We start from the raw sequence: 14,903 nt of genomic DNA on the forward strand, positions 1-14,903 counted from the left end.
CCAGCAATCTTTCTGTGACTTCTGCGCGTCTTCTGTCTTCCTTCTGCGTTAGGGAGTTCTGAATTCTGAATTTCACCGTCCCGACAAGGAGACAAGCATGGACAAGAACAAGGTTCGCCAGATCCTCGACGCCGTCAAGAAGGAAGGCCGAGATTCGCTGACCGCGCCGGAAGGCAAGTTGATCTGCGATGCGTACGGCATCAGCGTGCCGCAGGAAGGCGTCGCCTCCAGCGCGGCCGACGCGTCGAAGATGGCGTCGTCGATGGGCTTTCCCGTCGTCATGAAGATCGTCTCGCCGGACATCCTGCACAAGACCGAAGCGGGCGGCGTGGTGGTGGGCGTCAAGAGCGCCGATGAAGCCACCAAGGCCTACGAGCAGATCATCGCCAACGCCAGGAAGTACAAGGCCGACGCGAAGATCGTCGGCGTGCAGGTGCAGCAGATGATCAAGGGCGGCACCGAAGTGCTGGTCGGCACCATGTCCGACGACAGCTTCGGCAAGCTGGTGGCCTTCGGCATGGGCGGCGTGCTGGTCGAGGTGCTCAAGGACGTCACGTTCCGCCTGGCGCCGGCGACCCAGCAGGACGCCGAGTCCATGCTCGACGGCATCCAGGCCGCCGAGATCCTCAAGGGTGTGCGCGGCGCCAAGGGCGTCAACCGCGAAGCGCTGACGAACCTGATCGTGCGCGTCAGCCAGCTGGTCACCGACTTCCCCGAAATCGCCGAGATGGACCTGAACCCGGTGTTCGCGTCCCCCGAAGGCGCCATCGCGGCGGACGTGCGCATCGTCGTCAACTTCACGCCCAAGCCCGCGCGCTACCGCCCGGACGAGAAGGACGTGGTCACGTCGATGAACCGCATCATGAAGCCCAAGGCGGTGGCGGTGATCGGCGCTTCCAACGAGGCCGGCAAGATCGGCAACTCGGTGATGAAGAACCTGATCAACGGCGGCTACAAGGGCAAGATCTATCCGATCAACCCGAAGGACGCCGAAGTGATGGGCGTCAAGGCGTTCAAGAGCGTCAAGGACGTGCCCGACGAGATCGACACCGCTGTGTTCGCGGTGCCCGCCAAGTTCGTCGCCAGCGCGCTGAAGGAATGCGGCGAGAAGAAGATCGCCGGCGCGATCCTGATCCCCTCGGGCTTCGGCGAGACCGGCAACATCGAAGGCCAGGAGGAGCTGCAGCGCATCGGGCGCGAGTACAACATCCGCCTGATGGGGCCGAACATCTACGGCTTCTACTACACGCCCTCGAACCTGTGCGCCACGTTCTGCACCGCCTATGACGTGAAGGGTTCCACGGCCCTGTCGTCGCAGTCCGGCGGCATCGGCATGGCCATCATCGGCTTCTCGCGCAGCGCCAAGATGGGCGTGTCGGCGATCGTGGGCCTCGGCAACAAGTCGGACATCGACGAGGACGACCTGCTGCTGTTCTTCGAGCAGGACGAGAACACCAAGGTGATCGCCCAGCACGCGGAAGACCTGAAGGACGGCCGCGCGTTCGCCGAAGTCGCCAAGCGCGTCTCGAAGAAGAAGCCGGTGATCATGCTCAAGGCGGGCCGCACCGCCATGGGCGCCGCGGCCGCCGCGTCGCACACCGGCGCGGTCGCCGGCACCGACAAGATCTACGAGGACGTGCTCAAGCAAGCCGGCGTCATCCGCGCCCGCAGCCTGCGCCAGATGCTCGAGCTGTCGCGCGGCGTGCCGATCCTGCCGACCCCCAAGGGCGAGAACGTGGTGATCATCACCGGCGCCGGCGGCTCCGGCGTGCTGCTGTCCGACGCCTGCGTCGACAACGGCCTGAAGCTGCTCAAGCCGATGCCCGACGACCTGGACGCGGCCTTCCGCAAGTTCATCCCGCCGTTCGGCGCGGCCGGCAACCCCGTGGACATCACCGGCGGCGAGCCGCCCATCACGTACGTCAACACGGTGAAGCTCGGCCTGGAAGACGACCGCGTGCACGCGCTGATCCTGGGTTATTGGCACACCATCGTGACGCCGCCCATGGTGTTCGCGAAGAACATGGTGCAGGTGGTCAACGAGATGAAGGCCAAGGGCAAGGTCAAGCCCGTGGTGGCTTCGCTCGCCGGCGACGTCGAAGTGGAAGAGGCCGCGCAGTACCTGTACGAGAACGGCATCCCCGCGTACGCGTACTCGACGGAACTCCCCGTCGAAGTGCTGGGCGCCAAGTACCAGTGGGCCCGCGCCGCCGGCCTGCTCTGAAAGCACCGTCATCCCCGCGCAGGCGGGGACCCAGCGCAACGCGCACAGGGCCGCAAGGCCCGCACTGAATGAAGAAGCCGCGCGCAAGCGCGGCTTTTTCTTGTCCCCGACTTCATACCAGCGCTGTGCGCCCTGCACCGGCCGAAGGCCGGCTGACGCTGCGTCCCGCGGCGTTCAGGACGCGGGCTCGAACAGCCCGAGGACGTCGCGCAGCGTGGAGCCCGTCGCCGTCGGCTGCGTGCCCAGCTCCTCGAACGGGAGCTGCTGGCGGTTGACCCAGAACGTGCGGTAGCCGTACCAGGTCGCCGCCAGCGCGTCCCAGGCGTTGCTGCTGACGAACAGGATCCGGTTCGCGTCGAGCCCGGTGGCCCGGGTGCCCAGGGCGTACGCCGCCGGGTGGGTCTTGTACTTGCGGACCGCGTCGACGCTGAGAACGTGATCGAGCAGGCCCGCCAGGCCCGCGCTGCGGATCGCGCTGTCCAGCATCGGCGGATCGCCGTTGCTCAGGATGCCGGTCGTGATGCCGCGCGCCTTCAGCGACCGCAGCACGTCCAGGCTGTCCTCGAACGCCGTCAGATGGCGGTACTGGTCCATCAACCGCTCTTCGCGCTCCGGCGTGAGATCGAGCGCAAGCCGCTTGCAGGCCCAGCGCAGGCTGGCGCGGGTGAGGTCCCAGAACGGCCGGTACGGCGCGCCGTCGTTGCTGGTGGTCACCAGCCGCGTGTACTCGATCTGCTTGTCGCGCCAGAGCACCGACAGCGCCGCGCCTTGTCCGGGGAACAGCTGTTCCGCGAGCCGGCCGATGCTGTACACGTCGAACAAGGTGCCATAGGCGTCGAAGAGGACGGCGCGTGGTGGTTCCATCCGTGCACTGTAAGTCCGGGCCGCTGCGGCAAGCTGCACGATCGCCACGCGCTTCACGCGGACTTCACGCAGCCGCCGCGGGGGCTTCGCACGGCCGACGAGGCACACTGCGATCCTGGCGCCATGCACCTGCAACCCGGTTTCCCGATCCCGATGCACTCCCACCGGCGTGGCGCCGCATGGCGCAAGCTGGCGGCCACCGCTGCCTTCGTCGTCTCCACGTTCGGTGCGCAGGCAGCCAGCGAGCAGCCGGCGCCCGCAAGGAGCTGCACGTTCGACGGCCACAACGGCGTGTTCTCGCCGCAGGCATGGTCCGACCGCACCTGGGCCCGCTTCGCGGCCGGCGACCTCGGCATCCTGCGGCCCGAGTACGACCACGTCCTGCTCTTCATCGCATGGCGCCGCCTGGCCGGGCTCCCGCTGGAAGCACGCGATATCGAGCGGCTGCGCCCCTTCGATCCCTGCGCACAGGAAAGGCAGCGCGATGCGGCCATGGCCGCGGCGCAGCAGGCCTGGGCGGACGCGCGACTTTCGGCGGCCCTTCCCACGCCGCCGAAAGTCGCCCGCGGCGAGACGGCGCTCGGCTACCTGGACTACGCGCTGCCGAACTGCAATCCCGATGCGTTCCGCACCGCTGCGGCCACCTTGGCCGAGCGCGTGCGGGCGCACGGGGCCGGCGATCCCTCCGTGCACGATTGGGTGAAGGCCCAGGACCTCGTGCTCGGCCTGTGTTTCAGCTCCTCGGCGGAACAACCTGCGGCCGTGCGGCGGGACGCGCCGGCGTGGCTGCGCAAGGACCGCGCTTACCAGGTCGCCGCCGCGCACTTCTATGCCGGCCGCTACGAACACGCCGCGCGCGCCTTCACGGCGATCGCCCACGATGCCGGTTCGCCCTGGCAGGGATGGGGGCGGTACCTCGCGGCGCGGGCCTGGCTCCGGCAAGCGACCGTCAGCGAACGCGACGACGCCACGCCCGCGCTGCAACGCGCGCGGGCGCTGCTCGTCGCCCAACTGGCCGTGCCGTCGTTGCCGGCGGCGCAGCGGCACGATGCCGCCCGCCTGTTGCAGCGCGTGCGGCTGAAGCTCGAGCCCGAGCCCGTGGTCGCGGAGATCGACGCGCGGCTCAGCGCGCCGGCGCTCGATGAAGACGTCGGCCAGGACCTGCGCGACTTCGACCCCAAGCTCGCGGGCACGGTCAGTGGTGAAGGCCGCCCCAGCTTCGCCCGCTGGCTGGACGCCTTCCGCAGCGCCGGCGCCGCGGTCGTCGACGACGCGGGCGCGTCCGACGACGCATCGCTCGTCGCACTCTTGCAGGCCGCCACGCCACAGGACCTCGTGCCCGTCGAACGACTCGAGCAGGCTGTTGCCCCGGGGTCTCCCGGCTTCCTGACGGTGCAGTACCACCGCATTCGGCTGGCACGCGATCGCCGCGTCGCCGCCGCATCGGCACGCGCGCTGCTGGCCGGCAATGGGTTGTCGACCATGGACCGCAATCGCATCAAGGCGCTCGTGCTTGCGGATGCGGCAGATGCGGGGGAACTGGGTGCGTGGGCGTATCGCGAGCCGGTGCAGTCGCCGGAAGCGGAGGTCCTCGACGCGGGCGTCATGCCGGTCGTGGATGCCGACGGGGCGGACGTGCTCAATCGCGCGCTGCCGTTGTCGGCGTTGCATGAGCTGCTCCGCAGCCCGAAGGTGCCGGAACCGTTGCGGCGCCAGCTGCTCGGCGTCGTCTGGACCCGGGCGGTGGTGCTCGGGCGCGGCGAGGTGCTGCGCGACCTGTCCGCGGACATGCAGGCCAGGTTCCCGGCGCACGCCTCGCAGTTGCGCGCTCTCGAGACCGAAACGAACGACGCTGCCCGGCGGCAACGCGCCGCCGTGTTCCTCGCGACCCAACCCGGCGTCCTGGGATCGCTCGGGCGCCAGGTCGCGTACACGAAGGATCCGGCCGAGCTGGCACTGCCCAACATGCATCCGCGGCTGCGGGAAGACGGCAATCGCGAGAACTGGTGGTGCAGCCTGCCCGAAGGGCGCTACTGGCACGCCGATCCCCTGCCCGCGCCGCCCGCGCCACCGGCGTTCCTCGACGCGCAGCAGCGCCGCGCGTGGGCGGACGAGTCCCGCGTGCTGGCCGCGACCCCGGACGCCACGACATGGCTCGCGGGCCAGGTGCTGGCCTGGGCCGACACGCATCCGTTCGACCTGGACCTGCCCGTGGCGCTGCGCATGCTGGTGCGCTCCTCGCGCGGTGGCTGCGTCACGCCGGAGACGCGCGTGCTCGGGCAGCGCGCGTTCCGCCACCTGAAGCGCTGGTTCTTCTTCACCGAGGCTGCGCGGCAGACACGCACGCGCCCCTGAGCCGTGCGTCGACAATCGGGCCTGTGACTTCCCCCCGCATCGCCGTCCTCGGCGCCGGCATCGTCGGCACCGCTATCGCATACGAACTCCGGAAACGCGGCGCCGACGTGGCGCTCGTCGACCGCGACGAGCCCGGCAACGGTTGCAGCTTCGGCAACTCCGGCGCGATCAGCGTCAGCTCGGTCGCGCCCCTGGCGATGCCCGGCGTGCTGGCGTCCGTGCCTTCGATGCTGCTCGATCCCGAAAGCCCGTTGCGCCTGCCGCTGCGCTACCTGCCGCGCGCGGCACCGTGGCTGCTGCAGTTCGTCGCGTCCGCGCGGCCGCATCGGGTCGAGCAGGCCGCGAAGCAACTCGCCGCGTTGCACGCCGGCGCCGTGGACATGCACGAGGCGATGGCCCGCGAACTCGGCGTGCCCGGGCTGTTCCTGCGCCGTGGCCACCTGCACCTGTACATCGACGACGCCTCGCTGGCGAAGGACGCGGGCGCGTGGCGGCTGCGCGAAGCGCACGGCGTGCGCGCCGAGCGGCTCGATCGGGCCGGCATCGAGGCCCTGGAGCCGGATGCGCCCGCGCGCTACCAGGTCGCGATGTTCCTGGCCGACCACGCGACGATCGTCGAGCCGTTCCGCTACGTGCAGGCGATGGCGCGCGCGTTCGCCGCGAACGGCGGCCGTGTCGTGCAAGCCGACGTGCAGCGGCTCGAGAGCCGCGCGGGCGGCTGGACGTTGCGCGGCGCCGCCGGCGAGCCCTTCACGCACGCGATCGTCGCGGCCGGTGCGTGGTCGAACCAGTTGGTCGCGCCGCTAGGCATCCACCTCGCGCTCGAGAGCCAGCGCGGCTACCACGTGCAGTACACGGACGTGCGTGACGTGGTGTCGCGCACGGTCGTGCTCACCGACCGCAAGGTGTTCGTCACGCCGATGGAAGGCGGCCTGCGCGTGGGCGGCACGGTGGAGATCGCCGGCCTGCGCGCGCCGCCCGATCCAACGCGTGCCGCCGTGCTGGACCGCATCGCCCGCGAAGCGTTCCCGGCCCTGGAGGGGCGTGCCACGACGACCTGGATGGGGCACCGACCCTGCATGCCGAATTCCGTGCCGGTGGTCGGGACGGTGTCGAACCATCCGGGCCTGTGGATCGCCACCGGCCACGGCCACCTGGGGCTGACGGACTCGCTTCCCACCGCGCGCCGCATCGCCGACGCGCTGCTCGGGGAGGGCGTGGCGGGACGCGGCGCCTAGAATCCGCCGCACTCCCCACGAGGGAGACTGGAGGATTCCTGTCATGAAGCTTCTTCGCTTGCTGGGCGTGGCCACCGCCATCGCCCTCACGGCCTGCGCCACCGGCACCGCCACGCAGGCCGCGCGCCCCATCCCGTTGCGCGACTTCTTCCGCAACCCCGAGCAGGCCGGCCACCAGGTCTCCGACGACGGGAAATACCTGTCGTGGGTCGCGCCGTACGAGCGCCGCCTGAACGTGTTCGTGCGCCCCATCGGCGGCGGCGAGACGGTGCGGGTGACCTCGGAAACGGCACGCGACATCGCGGGCTACTTCTGGAAGGGCAACCGCATCCTGTACGTGAAGGACTTCGGCGGCGACGAGAACTTCCACGTCGTGTCGGTCGACCTGAAGGGCGGTGACCTGAAGGACCTGACGCCGGGCGAGAAGGTCAAGGCCAACATCGTCGACGACCTGTACGACGACCCGGACCACGTGATCGTGTCCAACAACCGCCGCGACCCGCGCGTGTTCGACGTGTTCCGCGTGAACGTGCGCACCGGCGAAGAGAAGCTGATCGCGCAGAACCCCGGCAACATCACCGGCTGGCAGACCGACCATGCCGGCCAGCTGCGCGCGGCCGTCGCCACCGACGGCGTCAACACCACGCTGCTGTACCGCGACAAGGAAGACCAGCCGTTCAGGCCGCTGCTGACGACCAACTTCCGCGAGAGCGTCGACCCGCTGTTCTTCACGTTCGACGACAAGCAGCTGTACGTCGCCTCCAACCGGGGTCGCGACAAGACGGCGATCTTCAAGTTCGACCCCGCCACGGCCAGGGAAGGCGAGATACTGTTCGAGCACCCGGACGTGGACGTGTCCGGGCTGAACTACTCGCGCAAGCGCAAGGTGCTGACCACCATCCGCTACGTGACGTGGAAGACCGAGCGCAAGTACCTCGACCCGTTCATCGAGGGCATCGTGCGCGACCTGGAGAAGCGCCTGCCGGGCTACGAGGTGACCCTCACCTCGACGGACCGCGCCGAGTCCAAGTTCATCGTTGCGACCACCAGCGACCGCACGCGCGGCAAGCGCTACCTGTACGACGTCGCGAGCAAGCAGCTCACGCAGCTGGCCGACGTGTCGCCGTGGCTGCCCGAGTCCGAGCTCGCCGAGATGAAGCCGGTGAGCTACACCTCGCGCGATGGCCTGACGATCCAGGGCTACCTCACGGTGCCCAAGGGCGTGCCCGCGAAGAACCTGCCGGTGGTCGTCAACCCGCACGGCGGCCCCTGGGCGCGTGACCAGTGGCGCTTCAACCCGGAAGTGCAGTTCCTGGCCAACCGCGGCTTCGCCGTGTTCCAGCCCAACTTCCGCGGCTCGGTCGGCTACGGCCGCAAGTTCTGGGAAGCCTCGTTCAAGCAGTGGGGCCGCACCATGCAGGACGACGTCACCGACGGCGTGCAGTGGCTGGTGAAGGAGGGCATCGCCGACCCGAAGCGCGTCGCCATCTACGGCGGCAGCTACGGCGGCTACACGACGCTGGCGGGCATCACGTTCACGCCCGACCTGTACGCGGCCGCGGTCGACTACGTGGGCGTGTCCAACCTGCTGACGTTCCTGAACACGATCCCGCCGTACTGGAAGCCCTACCTGGCCATGATGCACGAGATGGTCGGCGACCCGGAGAAGGACAAGGCGCAGCTGACGGCCGCGTCGCCCGTGTTCCACGTCGACAAGATCAAGACGCCGCTGTTCATCGCCCAGGGCGCCAAGGACCCGCGCGTCAACAAGGCCGAGAGCGACCAGATGGTCGACGCGCTGAAGAAGCGCGGCGTCGAGGTCCAGTACATGGTGAAGGACAACGAAGGCCACGGCTTCTCCAACGAGGAGAACCGCTTCGACTTCTACGAGGCGATGGAGAAGTTCCTCGCCCAGCACCTGAAGGGGAAGCCGGGCACTGCGGCGGGGCAGTGATGCTCCGGCAAGCGGCGGCAGGCGCGGCCCTCGTGGCGGCGGCTGCCGCCGTTTTGCTTTGGGAGCCGGCGATCGACCACGAGCCGGCGCGGCTCGTGCCGCGCGCGCTGGCGGTCGCCGCGCGGGTGGGCATCGCGCCCCAGGGGACGCCGGACGAGTCGCGGCCGGTCGCCACGCAAGTGCCACGCACGAGCCTCGCTGCCGCCTACGCAAGAGCCACCGACGTCCGCCAGTTCGTGCTCGAGGCGATGCAGCGCCCGGGCGACGGCGGCTTGTTCTATGCCCGTATCGCGCTGCAGAATTGCTCCGGTGCCGACCACGCCACGATGGACGCCGCCATCCGCCGGGTGATCGAGTTGACCGGCACCGTCTCCGCGGACCAGATGCGCGTGGCCGATGCGGCCGTCCGCCGCTGTGCGTCGTTCCAGGGCCGCGAAGCACACCGCCTGTTCGAGCGCGCCGTGCTGCAGTCGCGCGACGGCAGCGATCCCCTGGTGAATGCCGAACGCGGATTCGGCGAGGCCCTGGCTGCCGGCGACCGTGACCGGGTGCGGGCAGCCGTCGTGCGCATCCTGGACCTCGGCGATCCGCACTTGCAGGTGTTGCTCCTGCGGACGGCAAGACGCGCGTCCGCAGCGCACGAATCCAGCGGCGATGCGCCCGGAGAAGGCCAGCCGCTGGATGCTGCACAGGTCGACGAAGTGCTGTCCGGCAGCGCGATCGCCTTGGCTGCCTGCCGCGACGGCCTGTCGTGCGACTACGACGCGGTGATGCACATGGAATGCCTCGGTGCCGGCCTGTGCGCAGGCTCGCGTGAAGCCCATGTGCGCGCGTGGCTTGCGCTGGGCGGCATCGCGGCGCAAGACATCGACCGCCTCCCCGCCCTGGTGACGCGAGCGCGGCGCGCCATGGACGAGAAGGACGTCGACTTCTTCCTGCGCTGAGCCTGAAGGCACCGCCAGCGGACGTCAGTCGAGGGTCAGCCCGAGGGTGAGCAGCGCCGGCATCGACGAGGTGGCCTTCCTACGCCCGAATGCGCGACAGCGCGACGGCGCGCGCGGGCGCCCGCGCTACGTTCCTTGCATGACCACCCGCGCGGGATCGGCAGAAGACGAGGCACCTGCGATCGTCCCCCGGCGCGGCACCGCCCTCGCGGTGCTCGCCGCGCTCCTGCTCGCGCTGCACCTCGGCCTGTTCGTCGCCCTCGTCTGCACGCTGGCCGTGCAGGCGCTCCACGCGCAGTTCGAAGCGACGATGTGCAGGCGCTGGCCGCACCGTCGCCATGGCCTGGCGGCGCTCCTGCTGACCATTGCGGTGGTCGTGCTGCTGGTCGCGGGCGCGATCCTCGCCGTGCACTCGCTGTGGGCGCCGCACGGCCTGCCCGGCTTGCTCAACCTGCTGGCCGACACGCTCGAGCGGCTGCAGGGCGCGCTGCCCGCGTGGCTCGCGGAGCGGCTCCCCGCGTCCGTCGACGACCTGCAGCGCGTCATCGCGCACTGGCTGCGCGGCAATGCGCACCACGTGCAGCACTGGGGCCACGAGGTGCTGCGCCTGTCCGCGCAGGCCCTCGTGGGGCTGATCATCGGCCTGCTGGCCTCGGCGCAACGCCGGCCGGTGCTGCCCGCCGCGTGGATGGCGGAGGTGGGCGCGTGCTGGCGCAACCTGGTGGGCGCCTTCAGCCGCTTCGTCGGCGCGCAGCTGCGCATCGCGGTCGTGAACACGGTGCTGACGGGCGGCTACCTGCTGGTCGCACTGCCGCTGGCGGGCGTGCACGTCCCGCTCGCCTGGACGCTGGTGGCCTTCACGCTGGTGGCGGCCTTCATCCCGATCGTCGGCAACCTGGCCTCCAACGCCGCGATCCTGCTGGCGGCGTTGACGGTCTCCGCGGGCGCCGCCGCCGCGTCGCTCGTGTTCCTGGTCGCGGTGCACAAGCTCGAGTACTTCCTCAACGCGCACTTCGTCGGCGCGCGAACGAACGTCCCCGCGCCGGTGCTGCTGGCGGCGCTGCTGGTGATGGAAGCGGCGTTCGGGCTGCCGGGCGTCGCGGCCGCGCCCATCTATTGCGCCTGGGTGTTCCGCCAGTTCGGGGACACGCCCGCGATCGCCGCCTGAGCGGCGCTACTCCAGCCGGATCTCGCCGTCGAACGTGACGTGCAGCTGCAGGCCCTGGATGCGCAGGGTCATCGTGGCCGGGAAGCTCTCGCTGCCGCGGATGGCGTTGGCCTGCAGCGCCTTGGCCACTGCCTGCTCGATCTCGCGCTGCGAGCTCACGCCGACCATCTTGAGGAACTTGCGCAGGCTGATGTTGAAGGTCTCGTCGTCCATGGCATTCCGCTAGTACGAGTGAAGCGGCCATGATGCACGAGGCGGGCCCGGCCGGCATCGGCGTCAGTGGGTGTCCACGGGCGCGCTGCTGCCGTTGCTCGGCAGCGCCGCCGGCACGGTGGGCGCATGCGGGTCATCGAGCACGTGGATGCGGCGGTCGCGGCCGCGCCGCACCGCCTCGTCGAGGTGCTGGCCCAGCCGGGCCAGCAGCGCCTCGGTGGGCGTGTCGTCCAGCGGCAGCGGCGCGACCACGACCCGGAAGTGCAGGAACACGCCGTCCACGTTGTGCAGGGGCCGCTTGAGCCCGGCCACCAGGATGCGCCCGGCGAGTTGCGCGGCCACCTCCTGCGGCGAGGCCCCCTCGGACAGCACGGCGAAGCGCCAATCGCCGACCCGCGACGCGACGTCGGCACGGCCCAGCGCCATGCGCAAGCGCAGCCCCGCTTCCAGCGCCGCTGCCTCCGCCGCGCGCGGACCGAGCCGCTCCGCGATGCGATCGAGCTCGTCGGCGTGCAGCAGCAGCACCGACGTCGGATGGCCGAACCGGCGCATCAGCGTCCGCGCGGCCTGCGCGCGCTCGTCGAGCACGCGCTCGCTCGCCAGCCGGGTGATCGGGTCCTCGTGGCGTGCGGTGGCGAGCTGCCAGCGGCGCTCGCCCTGCAGGCGGCTGCGCCAGGCGGTGGCGACGAACACGCACAGGGCCCAGGCAGCGAGCGCGGCGCCCAGCAGCAGGTGGTGCGCCATCCAATCCGGCGACAGGCCCATCCACGTCGCGGCACCCAGCAGTGCCGCCTGGCCCAGCGCCACCAGCTGCGCCCAGGGCCGGCCGTCGTCCCACACGCGCGCAAGGACGGTCGCGTCGAGGGCGAGCAGGATCGCGGCGGCCGGCAGCAGCAGCCAGCGCTGCGCCGCGGGCACGTCCACGAACGCCAGCAGCGCCAGCACGACGGCCACGGCCGACATCGCGCGCCGGTGTGGACGGAACGCCCCGATCTGCGTGGCCAGGCCGCGCGCGTGCATGGCGGCCATGGCCATGACCCCGACCAGTCCGGCCGGTGCGAGGGCTGTCAGCGCGAGGGGTTCCGCATTCGCGGTGAGTGCGGCCAGCGCGCAGGCCGCAGCGTGCACGTGCAGCGCGCGCTCGCGCAATGCGATCGCGGTGATGGCGCTCAGGAGCGCGAGCAGCACCAGCACACCGGTGGCGGCCCCGAGGAGCCACGGTCCTGCGACCTGCATCACAGGGCTCCTATCGCCGGGTGGTGGTCACCGTGGGAGGGACGGGAAGCTGTGGGAAAGGCGTGGACTGCACGGCGGCGAGTCTAGCTGCGCCGTGCGGCATCGTGTTTGCATGCAAACCCGAACCGGGCGTGACGCCACGCTCCGATTCACCCGGCGGCAAGGCGCGTGCGCGGTGCGCCTTGGGTCGCGCCGCCGTGGCACGCCGATTGCCAACCCCGGGACATCGTGATCGCCACCACCGCCAATGCGCCAGCGTCCACCGACGCGCCGCCCCACTACACCGCCGAGGAGAAGCGCCGCCGCATCTTCGCCATCGTGGCTGCCTCGTCGGGCAACCTGGTCGAGTGGTTCGACTTCTACGTCTACGCCTTCGGCGCGATCTACTTCGCGCCCGCGTTCTTCCCCAAGTCCGACCCGACGGCCCAGCTGCTCAACACGGCGGGCGTGTTCGCCGCGGGCTTCCTGATGCGGCCCATCGGCGGCTGGCTCTTCGGCCGCATCGCCGACCGGCGCGGCCGCCGCACGGCGATGCTGGCCTCTGTGGTGCTGATGTGCCTCGGCTCGCTGATGATCGCGGCCGTCCCCACCTACGCGTCGATCGGCGCCTGGGCGCCGGCGCTGCTGCTGGTCGCCCGCCTGCTGCAGGGCCTGTCGGTCGGCGGCGAGTACGGCACCGCGGCGACGTACATGAGCGAAGTCGCGCTGCGCGGCATGCGCGGGTTCCTGTCCTCGTTCCAGTACGTCACCCTGATCGGCGGCCAGCTGCTGGCGGTGCTGGTCATCGTCCTGCTGCAGCAGGTGCTCGACGACGCCGAGCTGAAGGCCTGGGGCTGGCGCATCCCCTTCGTCGTCGGCGCGATCGCGGCCGTGATGGCGTTGCTGCTGCGGCGCACGCTGCACGAGACGTCCACCGACCAGTCACGTGCCAACCGCGAGGCCGGCACCATCCGCGGCGTGCTGCGCCACCACCGCGCCGCGTTCCTCACGGTCATCGGCTACACGGCCGGCGGCTCGCTGATCTTCTACACGTTCACCACCTACATGCAGAAGTACCTGGTCAATTCGGCCGGCATGTCGGTGAAGACGGCCAGCAACGTGATGACGGTGTGCCTGTTCATCTTCATGTGCCTGCAGCCCGCGTTCGGCGCGCTGTCGGACCGCATCGGGCGGCGCAACAACATGCTGCTGTTCGGCGGCCTCGGCATGCTGGCGACGGTGCCGATCTTCACCGCGCTGCAGGGCGTCGACAGCCCGGTCGCGGCCGGCGCGCTGATCCTGCTGGCGTTGGCGATCGTGAGCTTCTACACCTCGGTCAGCGGCATCGTGAAGTCCGAACTGTTCCCGCCGGAAGTGCGCGCGATGGGCGTCGGGTTCGCCTATGCGATCGCCAACGCGCTGTTCGGCGGCACGGCCGAGTACGTGGCCCTGGGCCTCAAGAGCCTGGGCCACGAGTCGCTGTTCTACTGGTACGTGACGGTGATGATGGCGATCGCCTTCCTCGTCAGCCTGCGCATTCCGCGGGTGCCGAGCTACCTGCGGCACGAGCACTGATCAGGACGCCAGGCTGTCCACCGCCTGCAGCATCGCCTCGCGGGCCTGCTGCCAGATGCGCGCGCGCCACTCGGGCGTGTCCGTGTAGAACGCATCGCGCATCTGCTGCTTGATCTGCTTGGCCACGTCGGCAGGGGCGTCCGGGTGCTGGTGCAGCCAGTGCTCGGCACGCAAGGCCTGCAGCACCTGCAACAACGGCTGCGTGCCGTACTCCAGCGCGATGCCGGTGTACTGCGCCTGCGGGCATTCCTGCGGCGCGGCGGACCACATCATCCCGGTGAGCTTCGCGGACGTCGACGAGCCGTCGTAGATCGACGTCACCGGCGTGCGGCCACCGCCGTCCCACCACGCGCGGGCGCGCGCCAATTGCGTGGGCTCGTCGGGACCTGCGTAGATGCGCTCGCCGACGCCGTCTGGGCCAAGCCCCGTGTGGAAGTCGATCCAGGCGAGCCGGCCGGCGCGGCGCCCGTGGGTCGACAGCACTTCGCGCAGCGTGCGGTTGCTCCAGGTCGCCTCGGTGCCGCCGAAGTACATGCCGCGCGGGAACTCGTGCTGCCCGCTGCTGGCCGCCGCCTGGAACGCGGCCTGGCCGTTGCGCGCGATCCAGGCCTGGACCTGCTGCTCGTTGCCGGCGTCGGGCGGCCACTGGTCGGGGAACAGCAGCGGATGCAGTTCGCCGTAACCGGGGTTGGCCGGCAGCGGCTGCGAGAAGTCGTGGAAGTTGCGATTGAGGTCGACGTTCTCGTGCGTCGTGCGCCGCAGGTGCGAGAAGCCGTACGGGTTGAGCGCATGCACGTACAGCACCGCGACGCCGCGATCGCGCGCAGCCTGCCGCCAGGCGTCGTCGCGCAGGGCGGCGACCTGGATGCCGCTGCCGCAGAAGCCTTCCACGCCATGGCAGGCGCTGCTCAGCACCAGCAGCTTGGACGCGCTGGGGTCGCCGTCCCGCGCGACGTCCATCGCGAGGTCTTCGCCCTGCGAACCGCGCTCGGGATGCAGCTTCGATTCGACCAGCAACCCGGCCGCCTGCGCCGCGGCGATGAACTTCTGCCGCGCTTCGGCGTAGGTGGAGGAGAAGGCGGTGTCGAGCATCGGGCGTCGTCGTCACCGCGCAGGCGGGGACCCATCGCTTCCGATTTCAGGGGGTTGGGAA

Annotated in this window: 11 protein-coding genes; 7 read left to right on the forward strand and 4 right to left on the reverse strand. The window is 70.4% G+C overall.

Going from position 1 to position 14,903, the window contains the following annotated elements; all coding sequences use genetic code 11:
- Positions 1 to 97 precede the first annotated feature (97 nt).
- Positions 98 to 2,224 (forward strand): acetate--CoA ligase family protein, encoded by a 2,127-nt coding sequence (locus I8E28_RS04825; RefSeq protein ID WP_200786834.1) that lies wholly within the window; start codon positions 98 to 100, stop codon positions 2,222 to 2,224.
- Positions 2,225 to 2,398: 174 nt separating this feature from the next.
- On the opposite strand, the gene I8E28_RS04830 is transcribed toward I8E28_RS04825, so the two are convergent.
- Positions 2,399 to 3,088: a haloacid dehalogenase type II gene (locus tag I8E28_RS04830; protein WP_200786836.1), complete on the reverse strand. Its 690-nt coding sequence runs from the start codon at positions 3,086 to 3,088 to the stop codon at positions 2,399 to 2,401.
- Between the two features lie 123 nt (positions 3,089 to 3,211).
- Between I8E28_RS04830 and I8E28_RS20590 the strand changes: the two genes are divergently transcribed.
- From I8E28_RS20590 to I8E28_RS04850, 5 genes are all read left to right on the forward strand, one after another.
- Positions 3,212 to 5,443, forward strand: coding sequence for a hypothetical protein (locus tag I8E28_RS20590; protein ID WP_239027180.1), 2,232 nt, complete (start codon positions 3,212 to 3,214; stop codon positions 5,441 to 5,443).
- 23 nt (positions 5,444 to 5,466) lie between these two features.
- Positions 5,467 to 6,681, forward strand: coding sequence for an NAD(P)/FAD-dependent oxidoreductase (locus tag I8E28_RS04835; protein ID WP_338050722.1), 1,215 nt, complete (start codon positions 5,467 to 5,469; stop codon positions 6,679 to 6,681).
- Between the two features lie 43 nt (positions 6,682 to 6,724).
- Entirely contained in the window at positions 6,725 to 8,635 is a 1,911-nt protein-coding gene (locus I8E28_RS04840) for a S9 family peptidase (protein ID WP_200786840.1), read from the forward strand.
- A complete protein-coding gene (locus I8E28_RS04845) occupies positions 8,635 to 9,579 on the forward strand; it encodes a hypothetical protein (protein ID WP_200786842.1) in 945 nt (314 codons plus the stop codon). The genes I8E28_RS04840 and I8E28_RS04845 overlap by 1 nt, the downstream gene beginning before the upstream one ends.
- 139 nt (positions 9,580 to 9,718) lie before the next feature.
- A complete protein-coding gene (locus I8E28_RS04850; protein ID WP_200786844.1) occupies positions 9,719 to 10,747 on the forward strand; it encodes an AI-2E family transporter in 1,029 nt (342 codons plus the stop codon).
- Positions 10,748 to 10,753: 6 nt separating this feature from the next.
- On the opposite strand, the gene I8E28_RS04855 is transcribed toward I8E28_RS04850, so the two are convergent.
- Positions 10,754 to 10,960 (reverse strand): DUF6494 family protein, encoded by a 207-nt coding sequence (locus I8E28_RS04855; RefSeq protein WP_200786846.1) that lies wholly within the window; start codon positions 10,958 to 10,960, stop codon positions 10,754 to 10,756.
- A gap of 63 nt (positions 10,961 to 11,023) precedes the next feature.
- Positions 11,024 to 12,196 carry a GGDEF domain-containing protein gene (locus I8E28_RS04860; RefSeq protein WP_200786850.1) on the reverse strand — a complete coding sequence of 391 codons (1,173 nt, stop codon included), beginning with the start codon at positions 12,194 to 12,196 and terminating at the stop codon, positions 11,024 to 11,026.
- Positions 12,197 to 12,424: 228 nt separating this feature from the next.
- Between I8E28_RS04860 and I8E28_RS04865 the strand changes: the two genes are divergently transcribed.
- A complete protein-coding gene (locus I8E28_RS04865) occupies positions 12,425 to 13,750 on the forward strand; it encodes an MFS family transporter (protein WP_200786852.1) in 1,326 nt (441 codons plus the stop codon).
- On the opposite strand, the gene I8E28_RS04870 is transcribed toward I8E28_RS04865, so the two are convergent.
- The gene (locus tag I8E28_RS04870; RefSeq protein ID WP_200786854.1) at positions 13,751 to 14,842 is read right to left on the reverse strand and encodes a M14 family metallopeptidase; all 1,092 of its coding nucleotides are present in this window, start codon (positions 14,840 to 14,842) and stop codon (positions 13,751 to 13,753) included.
- Positions 14,843 to 14,903: the final 61 nt, after the last annotated feature.

The sequence above is a fragment of the Ramlibacter algicola genome (genome assembly GCF_016641735.1).
GTDB lineage: Bacteria > Pseudomonadota > Gammaproteobacteria > Burkholderiales > Burkholderiaceae_C > Ramlibacter > Ramlibacter algicola.

Bases quoted from the DNA above. Each gene is read 5' to 3' on its own strand.
- I8E28_RS20590 (WP_239027180.1), top strand. From the start codon at position 3,212: ATGCACCTGCAACCCGGTTTCCCGATCCCGATGCACTCCCACCGGCGT.
- I8E28_RS04870 (WP_200786854.1), bottom strand. From the start codon at position 14,842: ATGCTCGACACCGCCTTCTCCTCCACCTACGCCGAAGCGCGGCAGAAG.
- I8E28_RS04845 (WP_200786842.1), top strand. From the start codon at position 8,635: ATGCTCCGGCAAGCGGCGGCAGGCGCGGCCCTCGTGGCGGCGGCTGCC.
- I8E28_RS04850 (WP_200786844.1), top strand. From the start codon at position 9,719: ATGACCACCCGCGCGGGATCGGCAGAAGACGAGGCACCTGCGATCGTC.
- I8E28_RS04860 (WP_200786850.1), bottom strand. From the start codon at position 12,196: ATGCAGGTCGCAGGACCGTGGCTCCTCGGGGCCGCCACCGGTGTGCTG.
- I8E28_RS04825 (WP_200786834.1), top strand. From the start codon at position 98: ATGGACAAGAACAAGGTTCGCCAGATCCTCGACGCCGTCAAGAAGGAA.
- I8E28_RS04830 (WP_200786836.1), bottom strand. From the start codon at position 3,088: ATGGAACCACCACGCGCCGTCCTCTTCGACGCCTATGGCACCTTGTTC.
- I8E28_RS04855 (WP_200786846.1), bottom strand. From the start codon at position 10,960: ATGGACGACGAGACCTTCAACATCAGCCTGCGCAAGTTCCTCAAGATG.
- I8E28_RS04840 (WP_200786840.1), top strand. From the start codon at position 6,725: ATGAAGCTTCTTCGCTTGCTGGGCGTGGCCACCGCCATCGCCCTCACG.